Below are 26,071 nucleotides of genomic sequence, written 5' to 3' on the forward strand. Positions count from 1 at the left end.
TAAGATGTCATTACACATAATGTACGATCATCAATGCTCAAAATGTGAAGCCTTTTATATCCCCTATGAAAAGGATGTTAGCTGTCCAAATTGTGGATTAAATGAAGAAGAGATATATGACATTGTTCCTCAATTAGCTCATTCCGCTAATTATCAAATGGACACTATGGGTTTTTATACACCAATAGCTTGGTGGACTGGTTCTTTTGGAGATTATGTAGCACTTATTATTTTTCAGATATTGGATGCTTATAATAATCAAGAAGAAGAAAAAGAGTTTCAAGAGATTGCACTTGATTATTGTAATAATAGAACATGGGGCAACCAGTTATATATGAAAGATCATATTTGTAATTTATCACATAAAGTGTATTTAGCTATTCAAGAAAACAAAAAATAGATATGGAGCGACTATGTTAATCATTACCAATAAAAGCCAATTAAAAGCCTACACAAGGTTGTCAGATAAAGATGAATGGATAAAAAACTTCAGACTCTATTATCAGGAAAAAGCGACAAACTTGATTTGGTATGATGGTAAGATTATCTATATTCCACAAGAGTATTTTGAGTTAAAGAATCTTGTTAATGTTGACATAACTAAGAAATATAAATGCTCCATTTTCTTATTTGAAATTAACTTGATAAAAGAGCTAAAGAAACTAAATATCGACTTTCTGCTTGAAGACAACCTTGCCAGACTTGTTAGCATATTAGAGATGAGTGGTGGAGTTGGATTAAACGATGATGTCGCTATCGAATTAATAGACGATAACGATTACTCAAGATTTTATGAACCAATTTATCTTGGCAATGGAATTTGGATTAATGTAGACTCATGATAATTGTTTCTACATTTAAACATAGTATAATAATCACAATAACTTCATCTATAAAGGATTCATCTTGTCTGACATAACTACTATACGAAAATACAACATCATACTAGAAGAGTTTACTCTATCTCAAGATAAAACTTTAACTGCATATGATGAAGCATTAACTAGTAGACTTCCTCAAGGCACAAAACAGCTCGGTAGACTCTTAGCAGACTTAGAGTCAGAGTTTGATGCTATTATAAAAGTTGAGGGTAAAAAGAGAGATACATATAAGCTGATCAAGCCCGTAGATCTGTTTGTTGAAACATTTGAGCATACCGATAACATAGATTGGTTTTTTCATATGGCTCATGATGCAGACCCTGAAATATTTAAAGCATTAGAGAGTTATACAAATAAGAATAAGCATGTTTATAAATTTATCAATATGCCATTTGAAGATATAGAAGAATTAAAATCTAATGGTATTTTAAAAAAGTTAGAGGTAGCTGTTAAACTTGGCGAGTATAGAAAGATTAAATTCGCTGGCCTTGATGCTATAGATAATTTAAGATGTTTAAAACTCCTTTTTATAGATAACAACTGGTATATTGCAACATCAGGAGAAGATGATAAAGTATGGTTAAGCAGAGTCTCTTTTATAGAAGATGTTTCGTATGCTACAAATATAAGTAAATTTCAAAAATCATCAGTCAAACAACAGATGAAGTTTATAGATAATCATATTCAAAACTCACTCACTCGATACGATGTACCGGTAAAGACTGCGACAATAAAATCGACACCTGACAAAGCTAGATATTTTGATAAAGGAATGAAGAAGTTTTTATCTTCCCAGAAGTTCAAAGAGAAGCTTGATGATGGCAGCATTGTATTTACGCTTGAATATACACAACCTCTAGAAATACTTCCATTTATTCAAAAGTGGTTACCTTACTTAGTGATTTTAGAGCCACAAGATTTAAAAGAAGAATTTATAGGTAACTTGAATATTGCACTTAGTAAACTAGAAAATAATCAAAAGTAAATGATATACATAGCAATACCATAATCATCTATCTCTAGGTTTTGGAGCATATTCAGTGATTACAAGATTTAGATGTTCCACAAAGTGTTCAAAAAGTCTAAATGTCGAATTCTCACAAACCCTTAGGAATATTGGAACAAAAAAAATGATTATTCTCTGAGAACTAAATCTCAAAGAATGTTTCAAGCTGAGTATTATCGGCAACTTTATCACTAACAAACAAGCTAACTCCAAAATCAGCCTCCAACACACAAACTACCTGACAATACCCATCAAACTCCTCAATCATTTCAACGTAATTACTAAGAGGTTCAGGTGTATAAGATAGACAAGAGTGTTCAAGTGGAATAGGGCGCTGTAACTCCTCAATAGACTCTATAATTATGAAATATCCGTAAGAGTTGAAAATAAAATCTGATGGTAATCTTTTAAATTCTGTTCTTAGCCCTTCTCGTAGAATTTTATCATCTACGAGCTCTATATCTTCTATTGAATGTATAGGTATCATTTGTTTTTCACCTTAAAATATACAAGTGAAGCGGCTACTAAAACTACAATTACCAATGTTAGATATATACTTGTGAAGTATCCAATTATTGAAGAAATGATAGAAACTATTAGGGCTATAAACCCTCCCTGTAAAAATCCTATACCTGCTATAGCTATTAATATGATAATAAAAGCAATCATTTTTTAGTCTCCTTCATCGGAGATAATCTAAAGAGTTGACCTGATGTATCTTGATTACCGTTATAGATCACCTTACGAACATACTGCTTTAAATCACTACCTTCACTTATGAGTCTGCCAAGTCTGCGTTTCTCAGCTACCTCAAAAGATTCGTTGAGATTAAGGGTATAACTCTCTTGATCAAATAGAACAGAAATTAGTCTATCTCCAAAGAACTCTTTGATAATTTTCTCTAGTTTTGTTTTATGCTTTGTGAGGTCAATCGCTTTTCTTTGTTCAAGAGTTGAGAGAATGTAGCAATAGACATAGCCTGTATCATCAGATTTTGCATTAGTTTGTGAGTTGGTAGTTTGGGGTGGATTTTTGGTTTTAGGCTCTTGTGCAACAACTATGGAAGTATCTTTTTTACTAAGTAGAACAGTGAGTTTTTGCCAATCATCTTCAAAATCACCATCTTGTGAAGTTGAAACTGCAATGTCATAATCTTTTTTGAACTTGTTTATGACTTTGCACTCTTTGGATTTTTCGTACCATTCAAGAGCTTCACTGTCGCTAGTGTTTTTAAAATCAAATACTATAGTTACATTGTCATCTTTTACTTCCACTGCTATTGAATCAGGGATTAGTGATTTAGGATAACTAGCGCCTCTTGTTTGATAATCATCATTTGTAAGTTTGAGTAACTCTTTCATTTAGTTACCTCTCTTTACAACTGATAATAATGTTGGAGTAAAATGTAAATCTCGTTCAACTGGCAAGCCTAAAACGCTTCTAACACTTTCTAGTTCATCAAGGTTGAAGTAACCTAGTTCTGATTCATGTCCAATGACATAACCAAAACACAAATTCTTATCTTCTTTGGATATTTCAATTATGTACCAAGTCCAATTACTATCGGGAGTAAAAAGCTTGATGTGACAAATAGGATCTTTGACATTTTCTGTTTCGTAGAGATTAGGAATTGCTTCCAACAATGTGTTTGGTATTAATTTGCTCATGAGAGGCTCCATATTATAAAATAGATGTGTAAACATCAGATTTAAAATATATGAGTATAAGAGTGTGAAATTAATTTTCAAAATTTTATATAACGAAAAAAAAGAGCAGGGACTAAAAAGGGGCTAAAATTGATTAATTGTAATTAAATAGTAGGATTTTGATAATAAATGTAAATGTGATTGATTTGAAATAAATGTGCTGGAAATGACATGTTTTTGAAGGCTAACAGTACAAAAAGATGGTGTCAGAGGGGGGACTCGAACCCCCGACCCCCGGCTTATGAGACCAGTGCTCTAACCAGCTGAGCTACCCTGACATCTATTTTGTAGGTCGGAATTATAACCATGGAAAGCTTTTGTTTTCCTTTTGCTGGTTTATAATCCCAAAATTTGTAAAAAAAGTTGCTTGAGCTTAAAAGCTTTCTCCCACTTCAGTGTTGTTTAGCATATCCTCATTAAAGGCTACAACTTGGTTTCTTCCGCCTTCTTTTGCCTGGTACAGAGAGATGTCTGCAAACTTAATACACTTCCAAATACTCTCACTGTCTTTTGGAAAGCTTGAGCATCCAACACTTAGTGTTTTAGAGAAGCTCTCTCCATTTGCATATATTTTTTGTTTAGAAAATTCGGTTCTTATACTGTTCGCAATTTGTACTATATTATTTGCTTCACAGTTATATAGAAGCACTAAGAACTCTTCTCCTCCATACCTGATAGCGATGTCAGCTTTGCGAATACTCTTTTTAATAACACCTGATATTATGCGAATAGCCTCATCACCTACATCATGCCCGTAGTTGTCATTTATCATCTTAAAGTAATCAATATCAACCATCAGCACACCATAGCTAGTTCCTGCTCGCACAGCCTGAGGTATAGAAACATCTGCAAACTCATCTAAAAACTTACGGTTGTACATATCTGTAAGCTGATCTACTCTAGCCATTTTATTAAGTGTTTGCATCAGCTTTTTACTAATAATAGCTGGTCTTGCAGTAGTTATATAGTCTTCGATATCACTTGTGATAGATCTTACATACTCTGTTGTCTTTTCATCTCTTGTAACGATTGTAAGAACTAATGTCAACTCATTTGATATTGTGTATGGTGTGCATATGTACTCTGTCGCTTCGAGTTTGTATAGTTCACAAGAGTTTTTAAAGATACTAGAGTCTACACTTGCATGAATCCGATCTGCTCTACACTCTCCATTTAAAACCTGACAATGACACTCTTCTTCTGTATAGACAATCTTTTTGATTTTATTCATTGTGTCTATCTCTATCATAGTAAAATCATCAAGTTTAAAGCGATCTTTTAGAACCGACGCAATTCTATTATATATATCTTCAAGCTCTTTGTCATTTTCTATGGTTTGTTTAAATTTGTATATATCTGAAAGTCTTTCGATTGTGGAATTTATATTTACTAAAGGATCAGGTTCTTTTACGTAATTTTTGTTTTTTATAAATACATAAACTTTTTTGTCTAACTCTTCAAATGTATGTTGTAGCTTCTCAAGCATAGAGTTTAGCATATCTGCTACAGTCTTACTCTCTTTATTATGGTGTCCCTTAATACGAACAGAATAGTCACCACGATATGCATTTTGCATAACGTCTCTTATGGAGTAAAATATACTGACAAATGGTTTTATAAATCTGGTTATAACAATAAATACGAAAATAATTGTGATAATAGTGATTGCCATATTATAAAGTACAGTTTTTAGGCTGCTTGTTCGTATCTCAGTAATATCCATTACCATACTTACAACACCTAAAACTTCACCTTCTTTAGCTTTGTGACATGCCATACAGTTAGGAGTTCCATATTCTGTAGCTACAAACGGTATGCTGACACGCATCATGCTTTGGCTAGGTGTTTCTGTCGTAAAAGATTTTGTTTCTCCAGATTTTAACACCTCTGTATCTATCTTATCTCTAGGTGTTTCATTGTTATGACCTTCACCATACTGCTCAATAACAGTAGGAGATCTGGCAATCCATAACTGATTGATTTTTTCTACACTTCCAATTTGATTTAGAAAATAATCTCTCTGGTTCATTATGCCGTTTACCATATGAGAAGTAAGCCCGATTTTAACAATTTCTGCAGTTAGATTTGCTTTGTTTTCAGCTGTTTTTACGCCATACTCTCTAAAGTTTACAGCGGTACTAATAATCATTGAAATAAAGAAAATAGAAAAAATAATGACTAACGCAGTGATGACCTTTTGTCTGGATTCCATAAATAAACCTTATAATTTTTTTTTAGATTCTATCACAAAAACCATATATAATTATAATAAAACAGTAAAAAAGACAATTTTAAGACTAATTTCTCTCAAAAAAATCAAATTAATATACTTTAGAACATACTGCATGTAAAAATATTTACCAATAATTTACCTATAATTGGGTAATATCCAATTTATAAAATATATATAAAAAAATAAGGATGTATATGAACTTTCAACCATTAGGCAAAAGAGTTTTAGTTAAAAGAGTTGAAGAAGCAAATACAACTGCTTCTGGAATAATTATTCCTGATAGTGCAACAGAAAAACCGTCACAAGGTGAAGTTGTAGCTGTTAGTAAAGAAGTTACAGAGTTAGCAAACGGAAACGTAGTTTTATTTGGCAAGTACTCAGGAAACGAAGTTTCTCTTGGCACGGATAAATTTTTAGTATTAGATACTGATGATATTTTTGGGATAATAGGATAATTTAATGGCAAAAGAAATAATTTTTTCAGACAATGCTCGTAATGCATTAGCTCGCGGTGTTCAAAAACTAACAGATGCAGTAAAAGTAACTATGGGACCTCGTGGTCGTAATGTACTTATTCAAAAAAGTTACGGTTCACCTGTAATCACTAAAGATGGTGTTACAGTTGCTCGTGAGATCGAACTAAAAGACAAACTTGAAGATATGGGTGCTCAACTTGTAAAACAAGTAGCATCTAATACAGCTGATGAAGCAGGTGACGGTACTACAACAGCTACAGTTTTAGCAAACGCTATTTTTAGTGAAGGTCTAAGAAATATTACTGCTGGAGCAAATCCGGTTGAAGTAAAACGTGGCATGGACAAAGCTTGTGAAGAGATACTTAAACATCTAAAAGCGGCTTCAAAAGTCGTAAACGGCAAGCAAGATATAGCACAAGTAGCTTCTATCTCTGCTAATTCTGATAGCGCAATTGGTGATATGATTGCAGAAGCTATGGAGAGAGTTGGTCAAGATGGTGTTATCACTGTTGAAGAAGCTAAAGGAATAAGCGATGAACTAGATGTTGTTGAAGGTATGCAGTTTGACCGCGGTTACTTAAGCCCTTACTTCATCACAAACACTGAAAAAATGACTGCTGAGATTGAAAATCCTTGGATTCTTTTATGTGATAGTAAAGTCTCTTCACTTAAAGATTTACTTCCAGTTTTAGAGCAAGTTCAAAAAACTAGTCGTCCACTTTTAATTATCGCTGAAGATGTTGAAGGTGAAGCACTTTCAACTCTGGTTGTAAATAAACTTAGAGGTGTTTTAAATATTTCTGCTGTTAAAGCTCCGGGCTTTGGCGATAGAAGAAAAGCAATGCTACTTGATATTGCAACTTTAACTGCTGGAACTGTAATCTCTGAAGAGACAGGTCACACACTTGAAGGTGCAACTATCCAACATCTTGGTCAAGCTTCTCGTGTAATTATTGACAAAGACAATACTGTTATAGTAAATGGTGCAGGTACGGTAGAAGCAGTTGCTAGTAGAATAGCTGAAATTAAAGTTCAACTAGATGCTACAACTTCAGAATATGACAAAGAAAAACTTCAAGAGCGTCTTGCAAAACTTAGCGGTGGGGTAGCAGTTATTAAAGTTGGTGCTGCGACTGAGACTGAGATGAAAGAGAAAAAAGATCGTGTTGACGATGCACTTTCTGCAACTAAGGCTGCAGTTGAAGAGGGAATCATCATCGGTGGTGGTGCTGCTTTAGTTCGTGCTGGAGCAAAGGTTAAACTTGAGCTTGGAGGTGATCAGCAAATCGGTTGTGAAATTATCCTTCGTGCTGTAAAAGCACCTATCAAACAAATCGCTCAAAATGCCGGTTATGATACTGGCGTTGTTGTAAATGCAGTCGAGAGTGCTACAAATGAGAACATTGGTTTTAATGCTGCAACTGGTGAGTATGTAGATATGTTTGAAGCGGGAATCATCGATCCACTTAAAGTTGCTCGTGTAGCTTTACTAAACGCAACTTCTGTTTCAAGTTTACTTCTTACAACAGAAGCAGCAATATTTGAAATCCCAGAAGAAAGCTCAGCAGATATGGGTGGCGGAATGCCTTCACAAATGGGCATGCCTGGAATGATGTAACAAGAGTTACATCATCTTTTTAAATCCCTATATTTTAGGGATTTACTTTTTAAACAATTTTTATACAATCTTCACCATTTGGAATAAGACATAAAAAACTGTATGTTTCATTACCAATTGTTTCATAAGAGTGAGCTATTCCAGCAGGTATAAGTAAAATATCTCCGCTTGCAGCTTCAAAAGTCTCATCTCCTATTTTTACTAATGCTCGTCCGCTTAGCACATATTGCTCATGTTCAACTGTATTTGTGTGAAATGGCATATGCCCTCCGGCCTCAATAGTAAAATTACGCATAGCGAAATTAGGCGATTCTTCCTGTGAGAGAAGCATCTTCATTTTAACACCTTTACCAGCCTTTTGTTCAACGGCTTCAATACCACCAATTTGTTTATGTAAATACATATAAACCTCTTTTAAACGAAAAATAAATTTTTAGAAGAATAGCATAAAACATAAAGTAAAAAAATAATAATTCGCAGTATAATTTAGAAATTAAGTTTTAAATGGGATGTTGACTTATGAAAATGGAAATTATTGAGCGATATGAAAGAACACCGGAAGATGAAGTTATTCTTGATATTAGTGCAGAAAAAATAGAAGATTTATACGACGATTTTGATAAAAAGTCACATTTTTTAAAAAAAGATTTAAATCAGGATCTTGTAGATTACATAACCGAGAGTGTAGATGAAATTGAAGATGAAAAATTTATTATTCAGTTTAATTTAGAGATAGAGACAATAGAAGAGAATATTTCTAGAGTTAGAAACAGTGTAAACAAATTTTTTATCTACATGAAAGAGTTGGAATCAAGAAAAATGAAGGATATGGTCAGAACATCATTGATTCTTTTATTTATAGGTCTGATACTTGCAACAATTTCCGTACTTATGAATCAAAGCGAATCAGCTGATACTGATATTGTATTTGGCGTCATTGCAGAAGGTTTAACGGTTGCTGCCTGGGTGTCACTTTGGGAATCACTTGCAACTTTTCTGATAAAATGGATGCCAAATAGAAAAAAGATTAGACTTTATCAACGTATTTCTGCTGCAAAGATTACTTTTACCTTTAACAAAAAAATATAGCTGCTATATAAAACTAGCTGTGCTCGTGAAAAATGACTCTGTTCTTTCCGCTGTGTTTAGCTTTATAAAGAGCTGTATCAGCATTGTGTACTATGCTCTGGTGAGTGTCTTCACTCGTATACTCAGCAACACCAATACTACATGTTATTTTTTCTGCTTCTTCAAAGTCATATGTGCTGATGCTTTCTCTGATTTTCTCAGCTACAAGAAGTGCATTGTCCATTGAAGTCTCAGTTGAGATGACTATAAACTCTTCACCGCCCCATCTTCCAAAATAGTCACTCTCTCTGATACTATTAGCTACAACTTTTGCTATGCTTTTTAGAACTTTATCACCAATATTATGTCCATAAGTGTCGTTGATATTTTTGAAATTATCTATGTCAAATATGATTAAAGAGAGTTCATGGTTATAGCGTTTAGCTCTTTTTAGCTCTTTAATTAAAATAGTCTCAATAGATTTTCTATTATGAATTTTAGTCAGATGATCAACATTTACTAGTTTTAGCAAAGTACGGTTTTTAATCTCTAGCTTACTTTGATAGCTATTTACGATATTGATATAGTTGTTAAATATCTTTCTCATCATATACAGAGATAAAAGAAGAAGAACTATCCCAGATACAATAGATATGTTTTTGATCATATCTAATTTATCAGTGTAAAAATTTAAGTTTTTAACAAAAAGGATTTTCCCTATCTCTTTATTTGATATATCTTTTATCGTATTTACAGTAAAAATTACACTGCTTGAACCTTTGTTTTTGATTATGGATAGACTGTCAGTCTTTATTGTAGTAGCAATACAGTTGCATCCTTTATCATCTTTACAGTTGCACACCGGTGCAGTTGTACAGTTACAAAGAGTCGAAGTTTTACAAGCACATAGATGGTTGAGATCAGATTCTATGGAATAGTAATCATTAGAGTAAGAACTATAAGTTATATTCTTATTGTTCTCATAAATTATTTCAAAAATATTCTTTTTCAGAAGTAATAGACTTTGAAAGTCATAGTTTTTATTGAATGTATCTAAAATATAGTTGATATTGATTCCAAATTCAAAAACACCTAAAAAATCATCTTTTTTATTAAAAACAGGAAGGGCAAGTCTGTAGTAAACTCCATATCTTCCGGCTTCCATAGCAATTTGTTTTGTTTTTGTTTTGTTGACTTTGTTTATCATATGCCTAATAGAGCTAAGATCATCTCCAAATTTTTCTGGTTTGTGGAGTCTTAAAAAACTTTTTGTATCTTTTGTATGAAAGTGCATTATTTTTAAGTAAGGGTTTTCATCACTTAATTTTTTGTATATTGGTGCTGTAAGGTTTAGAAGCTCTTTTCTATCATTGTGCTCAAAAGCATCTATAATTTCTTCATTTATTAAAATATTATTAGCAACAGATTCGTATCTAAGGACAACATTTCTTAGTGTATTTGAGTATATTTTTGAAGCTATGTTTTGTTCTTCTTTTAAAATAAGTTCAAGTACAAATTTATGGTGAAGGTAACCCATATATAGAAAAAAGATTGTAATAAAACTGATAATTCCTAAAATTGTAAAGAACATCGGTTTAGTGCTATTTGCAAGTTTTAAGTTACTACTGCTTTTCTCCAAACAAATTCCCTTTTTATTGTATAAATCAACTCTAACGCCTATCTAATAAATCTGTAATATAATAGTAATATAACTTTGGTGTCAAAATAATGTGATACTGTTATTATAGCTATTTATATATAATTTTTTTATTTAATACTATATAAAATAGTAAAAAAGAGACTTAACAAGTGTTTACTTTACATTAGATGCTATACTTCAGATGTCAGAAAATATTCTGGCGTATAGCATATATGCTTAATTTAGAGGGGGATAGTGTGGAGTACGAAGCAATGCTTGTTCAGTATAAAGATGCTGTAGATAAGAGTAGTATCTTTTCAAAAACTGATGTCAGTGGCACTATAACTTATGTGAATGATAAATTTTGCGAGGTGACTGAGTACAGCAGAGAAGAACTTCTTGGCCACACTCACGCTATAATAAAAGACCCAACTGTTTCAAAATCTGTGTTTAAAGAGATATGGAAAACGATTACAGCTGGTAATATTTGGAATGGTGTATTAAAAAATATAAAAAAGGGAGGTGGATTTTACTATGTAAATTCTACTATATACCCCATAAAAGATTCAGATGGAAAAATATTAGAATATATATCGATTAGACAGGATATTACTGAACTTATAAAAAGCCAACAACTACTGGAGATATACTCAACAGATACTCTAACGCATCTGCCAAATAGAAAAAAACTGAATGAGAGACTAAAATCAAACGAAGATGAGTTGATGGCTATACTCTTAGATATCAAAGATTTTATTGTTATTAATGATTTGTATGGTGAAAATATTGCTGATTTAGTACTTGTTGAAATTGCCAAGAGATTAAATACTTACATAAAAAACGAGAGCGTAATACTTTATAAACTTGATGCAGATCGTTATCTTATTTTAGTAGATGATGCGAGTTTATTTAGTAAATATGAGTCATTGATAGAGTTCACTCTTCTCTCAGAAGATAATTTTATCATCAATGATATAGTCGTCACTTTTAACATCTCAATGGCAACTGGTTCAACAGAGCTACTAAGTAAAACATCTCTAGCTCTTAAAGAAGCTAAAAAAACAAAAAGCAGATATTTCCCATACAATGATTCAATTAATACAAAAGAAGTTCATAAACTAAATTTAAAAAGATTTAATGACTTTAAAGATGCCCTTATCAATGATAGGATTGAACCATTCTTCCAGCCGATTGTAGATGCTAATACTGAAGAGGTTGTAAAGTATGAGTCTTTGGCAAGAATAAGAGACGCAGATGGAAACATAATAGCTGTTTCTGACTTTTTAAGCATCGCAGAAAAGAGCAGTTTCTTTGAAAACTTCACAAGACAGATCATTCAAAAGATATTTGCAATATCAAAAGCCTCAAATAAAGAGCTTACCATTAATCTTACCTATGAAAACATAAACTCAGAAAAGTTACTTAACTATATAGAAAATAGACTTAAAATGCATAAAGGGCCTGCAATAACTTTTGAGCTACTCGAATCTGAAGAGATTAGTGACTACAGTGTCTTAGAAAACTTTAGTAGTATGGTTAAAAAATATGGTTCTTTAATTGCGATAGATGACTTTGGAACCGGATACTCAAACTTTACCCATCTTTCTAGATTTAAAGCTGATTTTGTAAAGATAGATGGCTCAATCATTAGTAAAATAGAAGAAGATGAAAATTCTAGGCTGATAGTATCAATTTTAGTAGAGTATGCAAAAAGAAATAATATAAAAGTAATTGCAGAATATGTGTCTAGCCCGGAGATAGCAAAAATGGTTAGGGATTTAGGTGTTGATCTACTGCAAGGATATCATTATGGCAAAGCGGAGAGTGCTGCTTTTTATAATTTGACTTCTTAAGAGTAAAAGTCTAGTATCAAAAAGTGATACTAGAGTGTAAAAACTATTATCTAGCTTCTTTTATAGCTTCAAGTGCAGCTTCGTAGTTTGGCTCTGCTGTTACTTCAGAAACAATTTCTTTATAAGTGATAATACCACTTCTGTCGATTACAAAAACAGCTCTTGCACTTAAGCCTTTTAGCTTATTATCGTCCATTAAAACACCGAAAGCTTTACTAACGTCCTTGTTGATATAATCAGATGCTACAGTTAAGTTCTCGATTCCTTCAGTAGTACAAAAACGATCAGCCGCAAATGGTAAGTCCATAGAGATAACAGTAGTCTCACAGATGTCTAGATTATTGACATCAACGTTAAATCTTCTTGTCTCAGCCGCACAAGTGTCAGTATCGAGTGAGGGTACAGTAATGATTAATTGTATTCTATCTTTTGCTCCGCCAATCTCTACATCATTTAAATCAGTTCCAGTCGCTATTACAGATGGTGCTGCATCACCAACGTTAAGTGGAGTACCTGCCAAGTTTACAGTAGTACCATTGAAAGTTGTTGTTTGCATGTAGTTTCCTTAAATAAATTTTAAATTATATTATCATAAAAATAATGTAAGTTATCTTATTTAGTATATAATTGCTATCTAAAAAATAATAAAGAGTAATAATGCAAAACCCTTTTGAAACAGGTCATATAAAAAACTATATTTTACTTTATGTCAGTGTAGTCGTGATAGTGGTACTGTTTTTTATAGCTAGTACAGTGTTTAGAGAAAATGAAGAAATTGAGAAAAAAGTTTTTAAAACACAAATGACTAAACCGATAAATGAGATGCAAAAAGTAGTGGAGAAAGATAAAGAAGAAGAGCCTAGTCTTACTTCTAAGATTAAGCTCATGGACAAAGCCTACTAAAGAGTTACTCTTTAGTAACTATGTATAGCTGCTCGTGTTTTAATCGTTTTAGTATATCCATAACAGTAACAAAATCTTGAAATCTTGACTCTTTGTCACTTCTTAGAACTACAGTCTGTTTTTTGTCTATTTGAGATAGTTTAGCTTCAAGTTCTTTGGTATCTACTTTTTCTTTATCAAAAAACATCTCACCTTTAGAATTTACATAAATATTGATCTCTTTTTTAAGATCTTCTTTTGTAGAGGCTTTCGCTTGTGGAAGTTCCACAGGAATAACCCCTTGTTTTATAAATGTAGCTGTCGTTAAAACCATAACCAAAAGAACAAGCATAATATCAATAAATGGTATAACATTTATTTGATCAAACCTTTTTGGTTGTTTTCTGCATCTAGCCATTTTTAATTCTCTTTTGTGTCTTGAATCACATCATAGGCAGTTAAGATTTTCTCTACTTTACGAAGCACGATTGTGTAAGCAACAATAGCAGGCATCGCAACAATAAGACCCATAGCGGTAGCTTTTAGTGCAAGAGCTAGACCAGTCATGATCTTCTTAGCATCTACAGCTCCAACATCACCCATAGTGTAAAAAGTAATCATAATTCCAACAACTGTTCCAAGCAGTCCAACATAAGGAGCATTAGCACCTATAGCGCTGATTACACCGATGTTGTCAGTAAGGTCAATCTCCAGTACATCTCTATGTTTATAATCATCTAAACGAACACTCTTATAGAACATCATTCTCTCTATAAATAACCATAGAGTTACTACACTCATAAGTATTAAAATTCCCATTACACCGTAGTCCAGTGCCTCTTCTGCGTAAGATAAAAAGTTGCCTTCCATTAATCGTCCTTAAATTTTAGTAGTACTGTTGTGCCAAGCCCAAGTTTGGATTTGAAGTTCAGTTGTATGCCCTGCGAGTCGCAGAATCTTTTTACCATGCTAAGACCTATTCCAAAGCCACGCATAGTATCATTAGATTGATAATAGTTGTCAAATATCTGAATAAGTTCTACTTCATCCATCCCACAACCATAATCTTGTATGTGGAGTGTATAATCATTTAATTTTATTTCACATTTATTACTATTTGGTGAGTATTTTACAGCATTATCTATGATGTTGTCAATGACTTTCGCTAAGCCTGTTCTATCACTAGTAATTTGCGTAGAATAAAGTTCAAGTTGAAATTCCATATGAGGATAGATATGCTTTAAAAATTCTACTCTCTCCTTGACTAACTCATCAACAAAAAAAATCTCTTTTATCTCGTTGAGTGATTGTTTTTTTATCATGTAGTCTAACTCATTATATCTCTCTTGGAGCATATTACAAGCTATTTCTATCCGTGAGAGCCTTTTTAAATCTTTTTCACTTTGCATATTTTTTTTAATCATATTAGCGTTAGTGATAATAGTACTAATAGGAAGGTTTAACTCATGAAGAGTCTCTTTAGATAGATTTTGAAGATTTGTTACATGCTCTTGTAGAGGATCAACTGCAAGTTTAGAAATCATAACGCCGCCAAGAATGCTAAAACAAATCATCACAATAGCAAGAAGAAAAATATTTTCAACTTCTACAACGGCTAAAAAGTAATGAAGAGTGCCCAAAAATGCACTTACCGTTAAAAAGTAGTAGATAAAGATGCTGATACGAAGATTACGGAACAAGCTTATACCCAATCCCGCGAATGTTCTCAATAGTCATCTGTGGAAGTAACTGCTTAATGCGGTTTATATAAACTCGTATAGCTCCATCACTTCCAGTTTGTGAAACACTCCATAGCTCATCACTAATTAGCTCTTTTGGTACAGTGTTATTTACATGTTTCATAAGAAGCAGAAGAAGAGCATACTCTTTTTTTGAAAGATCAAGTTCTATCTCATCATAAGAGATTCGTTTGTGAACTTCATCGTGACAAAGTAGCTCAATGCACTCTACACTACTTGATTTACATCTTCTAAGAAGTGCACGAAGTCTAAGAAGTAGTTCATCGCTGTCAAAAGGTTTAGTAATATAGTCATCTGCTCCACTCATAAAACCACGAGTGAGCATCTCTTTGTCTTTGTGTGAAGTTAAGAAGATTGTTGGTGTTGAGTCATTTGCATCACGGAGCTCTTTTAAAACTGTTACACCGTCGATAAGAGGAACATTTATATCTAATATATATATGTGAAAATTCTGATTATAGGTAGCGTCTATGGCACTTTGGCCATTTGGGACATGAGTGACTTCAAAGTCATTCTCCTCTAGTAAATCAACAAGAGTCTCCCCAAAGAGGAGATCATCTTCTAAGAGTAAAATTTTAGTCAACGCTCGCAATTGCCCAGTTGATTGCTTGACCTGCATACATAGGTACAACATTGCCATATTTTTCAGGGATTACGAAAGTTCTCTTCTCTAGAATGATTTCTTTAAACTCTGGGCAGATTCCGTAGATGTTCTGTGCATTATCACTTACAAACGCTTGAAGGTTGTCAAGTTTGTTATACTGCTCAAAAATCTCACAAAGAAGTTGAAGAGCAATAGGTGCTGTAAATACACCCGCCGCACAACCGCAACTCTCTTTTTTATCTTGAGGATGAGGTGCTGAATCAGAACCAAACATAACTTTAGGATGTGCTTCTAGTGCAACACTTAGCAGTGCATCTAAATCCTCAGGTCTTTTTGCGATAGGTTTACAAAAATTGTGAGGCATCATCATTCCTCCAACAACATCATCAAGAGTTAAAAGAAGGTGGTGAACCGTAATAGTTGCATATAGGTTGTCAAACCTGTCTAACATAGCTACCGCTTCTTTTGTTGTGATATGCTCCATAATGATTTTTAGGTCTGGGAAGTTTGATGCTAGCATCTCATAGATGCTCATAAACTCAGCTTCTCTATCCATAACAAAGCCGTCAGTCTCACCATGAACACAAAGTGGAATGTTTAATGTACTCATAGCTTCGAGAGTAGGGCGCATCTCTTCAATATCAAAAGATGAAACACCGCCTTCAGAGTTTGTAGTGATTCCTGCAGGGTAAAGTTTTATAGCTGTGATTTCTTCTGAAACACTCTTTAAAAATGCTTTGTCATAGTTCTTGTAAAAAAGTGTCATATATGGTTCAAAATAGTCGTTAGGAACGGCTGCCATTATACGCTTTTTGTAGGCTTTGATATCTTCTAAAGTTGATACCGGTGGAACAAGATTTGGCATTACGATAGCACCACTGAAGCTATAAGCAGTAAGTGGAGCAACGTTTTCAAGCATCACACCGTCACGAAGGTGAAGGTGCATGTCAAGAGGCATTAGAAGAGTGTGAGTTTTCATTTTTTTCCTTGATTTATAGGCATTTTTTATAAGTGCGATTATATCTAAAGATGATTTAAAGCATGATAAATATAAGCTGATTAAGTTAAGAGTTAGTCTTGCTTTAGTAGAATTAAGCAAAACTAGTGCTGAAAACAGACTTAGATTTAGAGGTAATTAATGACAAACTATAAACCTAAGTTGGTTGTAGCTGTACTATTTTTTATTGTTGGATGGCAGGCAAGTCTCTTTTATGTCAATACATCTAAGCCTGAAACAACTACTCTTCTTGAAAAAATCAAAGCAAAAAAACGACTTGATGTTGTTATCTTAAATGCACCTACTGTCTACTATGTCGGCTCTTATAAAGAGCATGGTTTTGAGTATGAACTTATATCTAGTTATGCAAAAGAGATAGGTGTTGATTTAAACTTGACTGTTGTTTATACTGCTAGTGAAGCACTTCAAAAAACAAGAGATGGGATTGGTGATATTACTGTAGCATCTCTTAGTGATACATCCAGCAGAATAAAAGAGTTTAAGTTCGGTCCTCAGTATTACACAATTGAAGAGCAGTTGATATGCAATAGTGGAATGCACAAAACAGGAACAATACCTAAAAGTATTGAGGACTTAGCTGGACTAAATATAGTTGTTGGGAAAGATACTAGTTATGAAGCTACTATGAGAAAGCTGGCTCAGGAAGTAGGTGGTATTGATTTTAGCATAAGCGATGAATACTCTACTGAGCAGCTGCTAGAACTAACACATAATCAAAAAATAGACTGTACTGTGGCTGACTCAAACATCTTTTTGATAAATCAACGTTATTATCCTGATCTCGTTAGGACTCTAGCCCTTAGTGAGAAAAAAAAACTAGCTTGGATGTTGAGAGAGGGTGACAACTCTGTAAAAGATAGTTTATATAAATGGTTAAACATTTATGAGCATTCAGGAAAAATGGCTGAGCTGAGAGATTTTTACTACTCATTTTTAGGTATTTTCGATTATTATGATACAACTGTCTTTTATAAACGACTAAAGACGCGCTTGCCAAAGTATGAGAAATACTTTAAAGAAGCAGAAGAAAAATATAACATCCCTTGGATTCTTTTAGCTGCACAATCATATCAAGAGTCACATTGGAATCCAAACGCAAAGAGTCATACCGGTGTTCGTGGAATGATGATGCTAACCCAGTCTACGGCAAAGCAGATGGATGTTAAAAATAGGTTAAATGCAAAAGAGAGTATAGATGCTGGAGCAAGATATCTCTCGATGATGGAGCAAAGATTTCCAAAAGAGATAAAAGGAAAGAGTCGCTGGGCATTCACTTTAGCTGCATATAATGTTGGAATGGGACATGTTCATGATGCTCAAACATTGGCAAGAAAACTAAATAAAAATCCATACTCATGGAATGATATAAAAAAAGTCTTACCGCTTCTTTCACAAAAAAAATACTATAAGCATTTAAAATACGGATATGCCAGAGGTGATGAACCTGTTAGATATGTAAACTCGATACAGCATTATCTAGATATTATTCATAAAGATCAGCTAGAGAAAAACTGACTCTTTATAGAGAATTTTTAGCTTCTAATATTAAGTCGTTAATAGCTTTTTCATAAAACTCTGCTGTCTCTTTAGATGTTGATTCAAAGCGAGTTACAAGAACAGGGGTTGTGTTGCTTGCTCTTACTAGCCCCCAGCCATTTTCAAAGTTGATACGAACACCGTCTACATCGATAATATCTCTGATAGTAGGAAATGATGCAGGTGGGTTTTGAAGTAGAATTTTTACTGCATCTATGATTTTAAACTTCTCATCTTCCGTTGTTTTTACTTTTATCTCTTCGGTAGAGAAAACTTGTGGAAGTTTTGCAAGTTCTGCATCCAGGTCTATACCGTCATAAATCAGTTCTAGCATTCTAAGAGTCGCATAGATAGCATCGTCATAACCAAAGTAACGGTTTTTGAAAAATACATGTCCGCTAACTTCACAAGCCAGGTCTGCATTTGTCTCTTTCATCTTTACTTTTAAGTTTGAGTGACCAGTTTTGTACATAATGGCAGTAGCACCACGACGCTCTAGCTCATCATACATAACTTGTGAACATTTTACTTCTCCAACAACAGTCGGTTTATCCATTTTCATAGAGTAAAGAAGAGCCATCATATCGCCTTTGATGTTGTTCTTGTGAGTAAGAACTGCTATGCGGTCAGCATCTCCATCGTATGCAAAAGCTATGTCACCATCAGATGAGAGAAGTTTTTTTACATCTTCCAAGTTGTGCTCTTCAGATGGGTCTGGGTGATGATTAGGAAAAGTTCCATCAGGGTCGACATAGAGACCTTTTGTATTAAGCTGAAGTTGTGCGAAGATATCTTCAGTTACAACACCTGCTACACCGTTTCCACAATCATAAACGATTTTTGTCGGCATTGCTTTTAAGTGCTGAAACTCACTTACTATAAAGTCAATATATCTTGTTACTGCATCTATCTCTGTAACATCACGTTCAACTTTATTTGGAAATCCCATGGCTTCACACTCACGACCAAGTGCATAGATATCTTCACTGAAAAATGGAGCCTTGTCTACAGTTATCTTAAATCCGTTGTACTCACTAGGGTTGTGTGAACCAGTAATCATTACAGAGGCAGATGGAGTGATACCATCCCAATCTTGATAATTTGTAAAGTAATTTACAGGAGTAGGAACCATCCCCATACCTAAAACTTTCTTACCACCAGCATTTAGTCCATGAACAAGGTACTCAAAAAGAATAGGGGAGTGGCTTCTTGCATCATAGCCAACAGCCACATATTCACCATCAATCTTAGATGCTAGTGCATAACCAATACGAACAACGCTTTGCTCGTTTAACTCTTTTTCGTAGATGCCACGGATGTCGTACTCTCTGTAGATGCTCATTTATTGTTGCCTTGTTAATATAATTACATAATTTTACAATAAATGACTTACATTAAAGTTAGTTTTAATGTAAAAAATACAACTCTTTATCTTGATTGAAGTCTTATTTGTTACAATCAAGTCAAATATTTTATCAAAGGCTACATGTGCATTATCTTTTCAAGTTCTTTATCTTTTTAGTTTTTTCTTTCACGCTAAGTGCGGAGAATATAGAAGTTTCTACTAAGGATAAAATACTTGAGAGACCTTTGATTGAAAGATATATTTTAGATGAGCTTAAAGATTTACGCATAGAAAACATGAAGTTGAAAACTGAGGTTGAAAGAAGACTTTCAAAAGCAGAAATAGAGCAGACAGATAGAGCAGCAAGATACATGACTGACACAATAGGTAATGTTTTTTACCTTATTGCGGCTGCTACATCAATACTGATTTTTGCAGGTTGGAACTCTCTTAGAGATTTAAAAAGTAAAACAGAAAATATAGTTGAGTCGAGAATAGATACGATTACGCAAAAATATAATACTCAGTTACAAACCCTTCAAGATAAATTAACATCACAGTCAAAAAAAATATTGGATAACCAAAATAACATATATAACACGCAGTATCTTCACTCGTTGTGGATGAGGTCAAATTTGGAGACTAACCCTCAATCTAAGGTAGATATTTATGATGAGATTTTAAAAGTAAGTGCTAATGACGCTGAAGTATATGCTTACAAAGCAGATGCCGTACTTGATATGGATGAATATGAATGGGCATTAAATTTAAGCAACAAGGCTATAGATATTGACCCTGAATATGGATATGCTTATTGGCAACGTGCATGCGCCAATGCAGTTTTATGTAACAAAAGTGATGCTATTGAAGATCTACGTATTGCCATAGAAAAATCTCCACATTTAATAGATGAAATAGAAAATGAAATATTGTTTGAAAATATAAAAGATAGCGAAGCGTTTCATAAAATATTAGTATAATTATAAAAAATAAAAGAGATTATTATGAGCCAAATGAAAACAATATATTTAAAAGATTATAAAAAACCTGAGTTTAAGATAAATAGTTGTGAACTGCATTTTGACCTTTTTGAAGAGTTTACAACTGTTATAAATATTATGAGTATAAATAAACTTGAAAAAAGTGAAAACGATATACGCCTAGATGCTATGGATTTGGAGCTAATAGAGATTTACTTAAATGACTTGAAACTAAATGATACTCGTTATATCATAGGTGAAGATAGCCTGACAATACTGAATGTTCCAGAATCTTTCTCTTTAAAAATCAAGAATAAAATATATCCTCAAAACAACACTGAACTAGAAGGACTCTATAAATCTGGTTCAATCTTTTGTACTCAAAACGAACCAGAAGGTTTTAGAAGAATTACTCCATACTTAGACAGACCAGATGTTATGAGTGTATTTACTACTACTGTAATAGCTCAAAAAGACAAATATCCGATTTTACTTAGTAATGGAAATAAGCAAAACTGCCATGACTTTATGAATGGTAGGCATGGAACGACTTGGCACGATCCGCATCCAAAACCATCTTATCTTTTTGCACTTGTTGCAGGAGACTTAGGATGCGTAAATGATGAGTACACTACTGCATCTGGAGAACATGTTGAGCTAAATATTTACTGCGATAAGGGCAATGAATCTCAGTGCTCTCACGCTATGAAATCACTTAAAGAGTCAATGGCTTGGGATGAAGAAAAATATGGTCGTGAGTATGACTTGGAGATATATAACATAGTCGCAGTTGATAGTTTCAACATGGGGGCGATGGAGAACAAAGGTCTTAATATCTTTAACTCTCACTATGTATTGGCAGATGAAGATAGAGCAACAGATGCTAACTTTATGGGTATCCAGAGTGTTATAGCTCATGAATACTTTCATAACTGGACAGGTAACCGCATCACATGTCGTGATTGGTTTCAACTGACACTAAAAGAGGGACTTACAGTATTTCGTGACCAATCTTTCTCAGCTGATTTGAATTCTCGTGAGGTTCAACGCATCGAAGATGTTAAGGGTTTAAGGGATAGACAGTTTGTTGAAGATGCATCTCCAACAGCTCATCCAATTCAGCCAAACTCATACATGTCTATAAACAACTTCTACACATCCACAGTATATGAAAAAGGCGCAGAGATCATTAGAATGATTCACACTCTTTTAGGTGAAGAAAACTATAGAAAAGCAACTGACTTATACTTTGATACTTTTGATGGTCAAGCAGTAAGAACAGATGACTTTTTATGGGCTATGAGTAAGGCAAGTAGGATTGATTTAACTGAATTTGAGACTTGGTACCATCAATCTGGAACACCGACGCTAAAAGTTGAAGAGTCTTTTCACAATGGAATTTATAAACTTACTCTGACTCAGAGAGTTCCAAATGCAGTAGATGGTTCTGTGCAAAAACCATATTATTTTCCACTTAAAATCGGATTGATTGGCCTTACGGGAAAAGAGATACTTGAAAGAGTATTAATAGTTTCAAAAGAGAAAGAAGAGTTTGTATTTGAAGGCTTAAATTCTAAACCATATCTCTCTATAAACCGTGACTTTTCTGCTCCTGTTAAAATACAACAGAGCACTAAAGAGTACGCATTTTTAATGAAGCATGACAAGAACAGTTTTGTAAGATATGAGTCGGCACAGTCATTTGCAACTGAGACTTTAGAAGAGATGATGGAGAGTGGAAATATTGATGAAGAGTTCCTAGAAGCGTACGGATATATCTTAAATCTTGATATTGAGCTGTCATACAAAGCACTTCTTTTAGAACTGCCATCAGTATCGACTCTGATGCAAAGACAGGACGTAGTTGATTTTGTGCCTATATACTTGGCTAAAGATAGACTGGAACGTGAATTGGCAGCCTTATATAAAGATAAGCTACAAGAGCTTTATAAACAAAACCATAAACCTAAAAACAAAAAACTAGATGCTATCAGTATGGGTCAACGTGCTATCAAAAACAGAGTTCTTAGAATCTTGTCTGCATTGGAAAATAGAGAAGTGATTGATATGGCAAGAGAGCAGTACAAAGAGTCTCTTACTATGACAGACAGAGTGGTTGCTTTAGATATACTAGAAAATATAACAAGTGAAGAGGGTGAAGTAGCTCTTAATGACTTTTATAACAGATACAAAGATGACACTCTTGTTATGAACAAGTATTTTGCAATACTAGCAGCATCTCACAGAAATGGAACTCTTGAACGTGTTATAGTACTTGAAAATGATGAAGTCTATGATGAAAAAGTTCCAAATCTTGTTCGCTCACTTATAGGTGTCTTTGCAAGAAACTACAAACATTTTCACGCTATAGATGGACGTGGTTACTCATTTGTTGCCCATAAGATCATCGAGATAGACAAGATAAACCCACAGATGGCATCTGGACTTGCATCTGCCTTTAAAATATATGAAAGACTAAATAACGAAAATAAAGAGTTGATGAAAAAAGAGTTAGATCGTGTTTTAGCTGTACCGAGCCTTTCAAAAAATGTATATGAGATAATTTCTAAGATCTTAAAAATAGACGAAAAGTAAGCCTTAAAGTTTTTAAAACACGTGTTAAAATGTGTAGTTTTTACACAAGATGTGTAAATTGTTTTTTTATATTCTAAGCAAGAACTTAAAAATTTACTCCAAATATGATTTTTAAGAACCTAAAAAGTGCCTAAAATATGGGGTTCTAGCCTTCCATAATTTGAATATATAATAATTATTTATATTGTAATAATTCTATGTGATATAAATGTGACAAACTTGTGATAATCTTACTGTAACTTTTAAAAAAAGAGGAAGAATATATGGCAAGATTAGTCGTTTTAGGTGGTGGTGTTTCTGGACATACAGCCGCAACTTTCGCAGCAAAATGGTTGGGTTCGTCTCACGAAGTTGTTGTAGTTACTCCAAACGCAAAGTGGAACTGGATTCCATCAAATATTTGGGTTGGTGTTGGTCAAATGACAAAAGAAGAAGTTACTTTTGATTTAGCCCCTGTATATGCACAGGCAGGCATTATATATCATCAAGCAAAAGCACTTGGTATTCATCCCGAAGGGAATGAAGCAAGTGATAAGCCTTACGTTGTTGTTGAATCAACTAAGGCTGGTGAAGAAGGACAAGTTGAAAATATTGAGTATGATTACTTAATCAATGCAACAGGTCCTAAACTTAACTTCGCTGCAACTCCAGGTCTAGGAGATGCAAATGGTCTTGGCGAGCATACTGTTTCAGTTTGTACAGCTGACCATGCTGTTCATGCAGCAGAAGAGTTACAAAAATGTGTTGAGAAGATGAAAGCTGGGGAGCGTCAGAAATTCTTAATCGGTACTGGACACGGTATGTGTACTTGTCAAGGTGCTGCATTTGAGTATATTTTCAATATTGAACATGAGTTAAATAAAGCTGGTGTTCGTGACATGGCTGACATCAAGTGGATCTCTAATGAGTCTTTCTTAGGTGACTTCGGTGTTGGTGGACTTCATATGAAAGCTATGGGTTTTGCAGTAAGTTCAAGAATTTTTGCAGAGTCTTTATTCGTTGAGCGTAATGTTGAATGGATTATCGGTGCGCATGTAAATAAAGTTGAATCAGGAAATGTTCATTATGAACTACTTGATGGTTCAATGGGTGAAGAAAGCTTTGATTTCTCAATGTTAATTCCTCCATTTGCTGGTGTTGGCTTAAAAGCTATTAATAAAGCAGGTGAAGATATCACTGCTGATATTTTTGCTCCAAATGGTTTCATGAAAGTTGATGCTAACTATGCAGCTGGTGCTTATGAGAACTGGAAAGCTAGTGACTGGCCAGAGACTTATCAAAATCCAACTTATAGCAATATGTTTGCTTGTGGTATTGCATTTGCTCCTCCACATCCAATCTCAAAACCAATGAGTTCTCCAAACGGAACTCCTATTGTTCCAACTCCACCTCGTACAGGTATGCCTTCAGGTATTATGGGTAAAGCTGTTGCTCATAGTGTTTGCGACCTTATAACTAAAGGTGCTGATGCTCCATTACAAAAAGCTTCTATGGCTGAAATGGGTGCCGCTTGTGTTGCATCTGCTGGTAAAGGACTTTTCGATGGTACAGCCGCAGCGATGACTATTTATCCTGTTGTTCCAAACTTTGAGAAGTACCCAGGAACTGGTCGTGATACAGATTATACTTTTGGTGAAATCGGTCTTGCAGGACACTGGATTAAGCATATTCTACATCACTTGTTTATTTGGAAAGCTAAGTTAAAGCCAGGCTGGACACTTATTCCAGAATAGAAATAAAAAATATAATAAAAGGAAATTCAATGTCAAAATATGGCGAAAAAAATATTAAAGCGTATAGTAATAACTTTACAACAATGACACCTGGTCCAGTTGCAAAATGGATGAGAACTTGTGTTATATTCCAAATTTTTAGATTTATTGCAATAAATCTAAAAATGCTAGTAGTGGTTAAAAAAAGTCACTAATTCTTCATCCCTCCATCTTGGAGGGTAAGACAATCACCCTCAACCAAAGAGGAAAAATCATATTTTTTAGTAAATTATATTAAGGCAGTTTAATGGTAAGAGATATTATTACTTATCCAACTCCACCAAGTGTAGAGTATGGAACAGATGTAAGAGTATTTAATGAAGAGATAATATCAATAATCCAAGATTTAAAAGATACGATCGAAGCAAACTCTCTTGAAGCATTAGCAGCATTCCAAATAGGTGCGATGTACAATATAATAGTTATTAAAAAAGGAGATATGTCCTTTGTGGCTGGTGATGACGGTTTTTTAGAATTGATAAATCCAAGAATTATAAGTTGCAGCGAGAAGATTTCTACAGTTGAAAAAACAGCATACTTTCCAGGGTTAAGTGCAAATGTAGAGAGACACAATAACGTCTCTATCATATATGAAGACAAGAATTTTAAACAGCATAATCTAAAGGCAACTGGTGGTGAAGCTATCCTGCTTCAAAGAAAGATAGATTATACATTTGGCTCATCGTTTATAAATAAGTTATCAAAAGATGAGAAAAAATTATTTGAGAAAAAGCTTGAGTTTGGAAGCGATATAGCAATCTCAGAGAGTTGTCCAACTACTTTTAAAAGAGATTATATATTAAAAGCCATAAATACTATGATGATTGCGATGGCTCTTTTAATAGTTGCATCTCTGTTTGTATCTGTAGAATCAACACAGGAGTCTATGTGGTCTTATCAGCTATATGCTTCTTATGGTGTTTTAGGACTCTCCCTTATCTACTTTTTTTATGCACAGTATGAAGGAAAACAGTTTACATCTTGTACAAGTTGTCAGATTGGAAATATTATAGGAACAACTGTCATAACGCTGATAAAGTTAACGCTTATAATGCTAATATCTTTTTTTATAGTAAACCCATAAAAGTTTAAATAGGTA

Annotated in this window: 28 protein-coding genes and 1 tRNA gene; 14 read left to right on the forward strand and 15 right to left on the reverse strand. The window is 33.8% G+C overall.

The window, feature by feature from the left end; all coding sequences use genetic code 11:
* The first annotated feature begins 4 nt into the window (after positions 1 to 4).
* The 3 genes from SMGD1_RS10290 (at position 5) to SMGD1_RS10300 (ending at position 1,866) form a co-directional block, all read left to right on the forward strand.
* Complete coding sequence (locus SMGD1_RS10290) at positions 5 to 400, forward strand: hypothetical protein (protein WP_008336852.1); 396 nt, start codon at positions 5 to 7, stop codon at positions 398 to 400.
* 13 nt (positions 401 to 413) lie between these two features.
* Positions 414 to 842, forward strand: coding sequence for a hypothetical protein (locus SMGD1_RS10295; protein WP_241761472.1), 429 nt, complete (start codon positions 414 to 416; stop codon positions 840 to 842).
* A 64-nt stretch (positions 843 to 906) separates the two neighbouring features.
* Entirely contained in the window at positions 907 to 1,866 is a 960-nt protein-coding gene (locus SMGD1_RS10300; protein WP_008337017.1) for a WYL domain-containing protein, read from the forward strand.
* Positions 1,867 to 2,029: 163 nt separating this feature from the next.
* Here the strand turns inward: SMGD1_RS10300 and SMGD1_RS10305 are convergent, their stop codons facing one another.
* From SMGD1_RS10305 to SMGD1_RS10330, 6 genes are all read right to left on the reverse strand, one after another.
* Complete coding sequence (locus SMGD1_RS10305; protein ID WP_008335675.1) at positions 2,030 to 2,374, reverse strand: hypothetical protein; 345 nt, start codon at positions 2,372 to 2,374, stop codon at positions 2,030 to 2,032.
* A complete protein-coding gene (locus SMGD1_RS10310) occupies positions 2,371 to 2,556 on the reverse strand; it encodes a hypothetical protein (RefSeq protein WP_008341302.1) in 186 nt (61 codons plus the stop codon). Before SMGD1_RS10310 ends, SMGD1_RS10305 begins: the two co-directional genes overlap by 4 nt.
* Entirely contained in the window at positions 2,553 to 3,248 is a 696-nt protein-coding gene (locus SMGD1_RS10315) for a hypothetical protein (RefSeq protein ID WP_008341303.1), read from the reverse strand. Before SMGD1_RS10315 ends, SMGD1_RS10310 begins: the two co-directional genes overlap by 4 nt.
* Positions 3,249 to 3,554, reverse strand: a complete 306-nt coding sequence (locus SMGD1_RS10320) for a DUF2958 domain-containing protein (RefSeq protein ID WP_039919958.1) — start codon at positions 3,552 to 3,554, stop codon at positions 3,249 to 3,251. It abuts the gene before it with no gap.
* 240 nt (positions 3,555 to 3,794) lie between these two features.
* Positions 3,795 to 3,871, reverse strand: a tRNA-Met gene (locus SMGD1_RS10325).
* A gap of 95 nt (positions 3,872 to 3,966) precedes the next feature.
* Positions 3,967 to 5,805: a GGDEF domain-containing protein gene (locus SMGD1_RS10330; RefSeq protein ID WP_008341305.1), complete on the reverse strand. Its 1,839-nt coding sequence runs from the start codon at positions 5,803 to 5,805 to the stop codon at positions 3,967 to 3,969.
* 215 nt (positions 5,806 to 6,020) lie between these two features.
* On the opposite strand from SMGD1_RS10330, the gene groES reads away from it, so the two are divergent.
* Both groES and groL read left to right on the forward strand, forming a co-directional pair.
* Complete coding sequence (gene groES / locus SMGD1_RS10335) at positions 6,021 to 6,281, forward strand: co-chaperone GroES (protein ID WP_008336935.1); 261 nt, start codon at positions 6,021 to 6,023, stop codon at positions 6,279 to 6,281.
* Positions 6,282 to 6,285: 4 nt separating this feature from the next.
* Positions 6,286 to 7,920 (forward strand): chaperonin GroEL, encoded by a 1,635-nt coding sequence (gene groL, locus SMGD1_RS10340; protein ID WP_008336037.1) that lies wholly within the window; start codon positions 6,286 to 6,288, stop codon positions 7,918 to 7,920.
* A gap of 49 nt (positions 7,921 to 7,969) precedes the next feature.
* Here groL and SMGD1_RS10345 read toward each other — a convergent pair whose 3' ends face one another.
* Complete coding sequence (locus SMGD1_RS10345; RefSeq protein WP_008336896.1) at positions 7,970 to 8,323, reverse strand: cupin domain-containing protein; 354 nt, start codon at positions 8,321 to 8,323, stop codon at positions 7,970 to 7,972.
* Positions 8,324 to 8,439: 116 nt separating this feature from the next.
* On the opposite strand from SMGD1_RS10345, the gene SMGD1_RS10350 reads away from it, so the two are divergent.
* Complete coding sequence (locus SMGD1_RS10350) at positions 8,440 to 9,009, forward strand: hypothetical protein (RefSeq protein ID WP_008335962.1); 570 nt, start codon at positions 8,440 to 8,442, stop codon at positions 9,007 to 9,009.
* Between the two features lie 13 nt (positions 9,010 to 9,022).
* On the opposite strand, the gene SMGD1_RS10355 is transcribed toward SMGD1_RS10350, so the two are convergent.
* A complete protein-coding gene (locus SMGD1_RS10355) occupies positions 9,023 to 10,627 on the reverse strand; it encodes a sensor domain-containing diguanylate cyclase (RefSeq protein ID WP_008336045.1) in 1,605 nt (534 codons plus the stop codon).
* A 233-nt stretch (positions 10,628 to 10,860) separates the two neighbouring features.
* Between SMGD1_RS10355 and SMGD1_RS10360 the strand changes: the two genes are divergently transcribed.
* Positions 10,861 to 12,480, forward strand: coding sequence for a bifunctional diguanylate cyclase/phosphodiesterase (locus SMGD1_RS10360; RefSeq protein ID WP_241761473.1), 1,620 nt, complete (start codon positions 10,861 to 10,863; stop codon positions 12,478 to 12,480).
* 46 nt (positions 12,481 to 12,526) lie between these two features.
* On the opposite strand, the gene tpx is transcribed toward SMGD1_RS10360, so the two are convergent.
* Entirely contained in the window at positions 12,527 to 13,036 is a 510-nt protein-coding gene (gene tpx / locus SMGD1_RS10365) for a thiol peroxidase (protein WP_008336140.1), read from the reverse strand.
* 101 nt (positions 13,037 to 13,137) lie between these two features.
* Here tpx and SMGD1_RS10370 point away from each other — a divergent pair, with 101 nt between their 5' ends.
* Positions 13,138 to 13,383, forward strand: a complete 246-nt coding sequence (locus SMGD1_RS10370) for a hypothetical protein (RefSeq protein ID WP_008336926.1) — start codon at positions 13,138 to 13,140, stop codon at positions 13,381 to 13,383.
* Between the two features lie 4 nt (positions 13,384 to 13,387).
* Here the strand turns inward: SMGD1_RS10370 and exbD are convergent, their stop codons facing one another.
* From exbD to pyrC, 5 genes are read right to left on the reverse strand one after another with little or no spacing between them, the layout of a single operon-like run.
* Positions 13,388 to 13,780 carry a TonB system transport protein ExbD gene (gene exbD, locus SMGD1_RS10375; protein ID WP_008336376.1) on the reverse strand — a complete coding sequence of 131 codons (393 nt, stop codon included), beginning with the start codon at positions 13,778 to 13,780 and terminating at the stop codon, positions 13,388 to 13,390.
* 2 nt (positions 13,781 to 13,782) lie between these two features.
* Entirely contained in the window at positions 13,783 to 14,232 is a 450-nt protein-coding gene (gene exbB, locus SMGD1_RS10380) for a TonB-system energizer ExbB (protein WP_008335469.1), read from the reverse strand.
* Positions 14,232 to 15,062, reverse strand: coding sequence for a sensor histidine kinase (locus SMGD1_RS10385; RefSeq protein WP_008336151.1), 831 nt, complete (start codon positions 15,060 to 15,062; stop codon positions 14,232 to 14,234). Before SMGD1_RS10385 ends, exbB begins: the two co-directional genes overlap by 1 nt.
* Complete coding sequence (locus SMGD1_RS10390) at positions 15,052 to 15,705, reverse strand: response regulator transcription factor (RefSeq protein ID WP_008336949.1); 654 nt, start codon at positions 15,703 to 15,705, stop codon at positions 15,052 to 15,054. Before SMGD1_RS10390 ends, SMGD1_RS10385 begins: the two co-directional genes overlap by 11 nt.
* Entirely contained in the window at positions 15,698 to 16,705 is a 1,008-nt protein-coding gene (gene pyrC, locus SMGD1_RS10395; RefSeq protein WP_008335141.1) for a dihydroorotase, read from the reverse strand. Before pyrC ends, SMGD1_RS10390 begins: the two co-directional genes overlap by 8 nt.
* A gap of 159 nt (positions 16,706 to 16,864) precedes the next feature.
* Between pyrC and mltF the strand changes: the two genes are divergently transcribed.
* On the forward strand, positions 16,865 to 18,259 hold the full coding sequence (gene mltF, locus SMGD1_RS10400; protein ID WP_008335378.1) for a membrane-bound lytic murein transglycosylase MltF: 1,395 nt from the start codon (positions 16,865 to 16,867) through the stop codon (positions 18,257 to 18,259).
* Positions 18,260 to 18,263: 4 nt separating this feature from the next.
* Here the strand turns inward: mltF and SMGD1_RS10405 are convergent, their stop codons facing one another.
* On the reverse strand, positions 18,264 to 19,622 hold the full coding sequence (locus tag SMGD1_RS10405; protein WP_008334940.1) for a phosphomannomutase/phosphoglucomutase: 1,359 nt from the start codon (positions 19,620 to 19,622) through the stop codon (positions 18,264 to 18,266).
* A gap of 146 nt (positions 19,623 to 19,768) precedes the next feature.
* Here SMGD1_RS10405 and SMGD1_RS10410 point away from each other — a divergent pair, with 146 nt between their 5' ends.
* The 5 genes from SMGD1_RS10410 (at position 19,769) to SMGD1_RS10425 (ending at position 26,056) form a co-directional block, all read left to right on the forward strand.
* Positions 19,769 to 20,605: a tetratricopeptide repeat protein gene (locus SMGD1_RS10410; protein WP_008335557.1), complete on the forward strand. Its 837-nt coding sequence runs from the start codon at positions 19,769 to 19,771 to the stop codon at positions 20,603 to 20,605.
* A gap of 33 nt (positions 20,606 to 20,638) precedes the next feature.
* Positions 20,639 to 23,200, forward strand: coding sequence for an aminopeptidase N (gene pepN, locus SMGD1_RS10415; RefSeq protein WP_241761474.1), 2,562 nt, complete (start codon positions 20,639 to 20,641; stop codon positions 23,198 to 23,200).
* Positions 23,201 to 23,463: 263 nt separating this feature from the next.
* The gene (locus SMGD1_RS10420; protein WP_008335918.1) at positions 23,464 to 24,933 is read left to right on the forward strand and encodes an NAD(P)/FAD-dependent oxidoreductase; all 1,470 of its coding nucleotides are present in this window, start codon (positions 23,464 to 23,466) and stop codon (positions 24,931 to 24,933) included.
* 29 nt (positions 24,934 to 24,962) lie between these two features.
* On the forward strand, positions 24,963 to 25,127 hold the full coding sequence (locus SMGD1_RS14765) for a hypothetical protein (RefSeq protein WP_008341307.1): 165 nt from the start codon (positions 24,963 to 24,965) through the stop codon (positions 25,125 to 25,127).
* A 92-nt stretch (positions 25,128 to 25,219) separates the two neighbouring features.
* Positions 25,220 to 26,056 carry a peptide deformylase gene (locus tag SMGD1_RS10425; RefSeq protein ID WP_008335688.1) on the forward strand — a complete coding sequence of 279 codons (837 nt, stop codon included), beginning with the start codon at positions 25,220 to 25,222 and terminating at the stop codon, positions 26,054 to 26,056.
* Positions 26,057 to 26,071 lie beyond the last annotated feature (15 nt).

The sequence above is a fragment of the Sulfurimonas gotlandica GD1 genome (assembly GCF_000242915.1).
Lineage (GTDB): Bacteria > Campylobacterota > Campylobacteria > Campylobacterales > Sulfurimonadaceae > Sulfurimonas > Sulfurimonas gotlandica.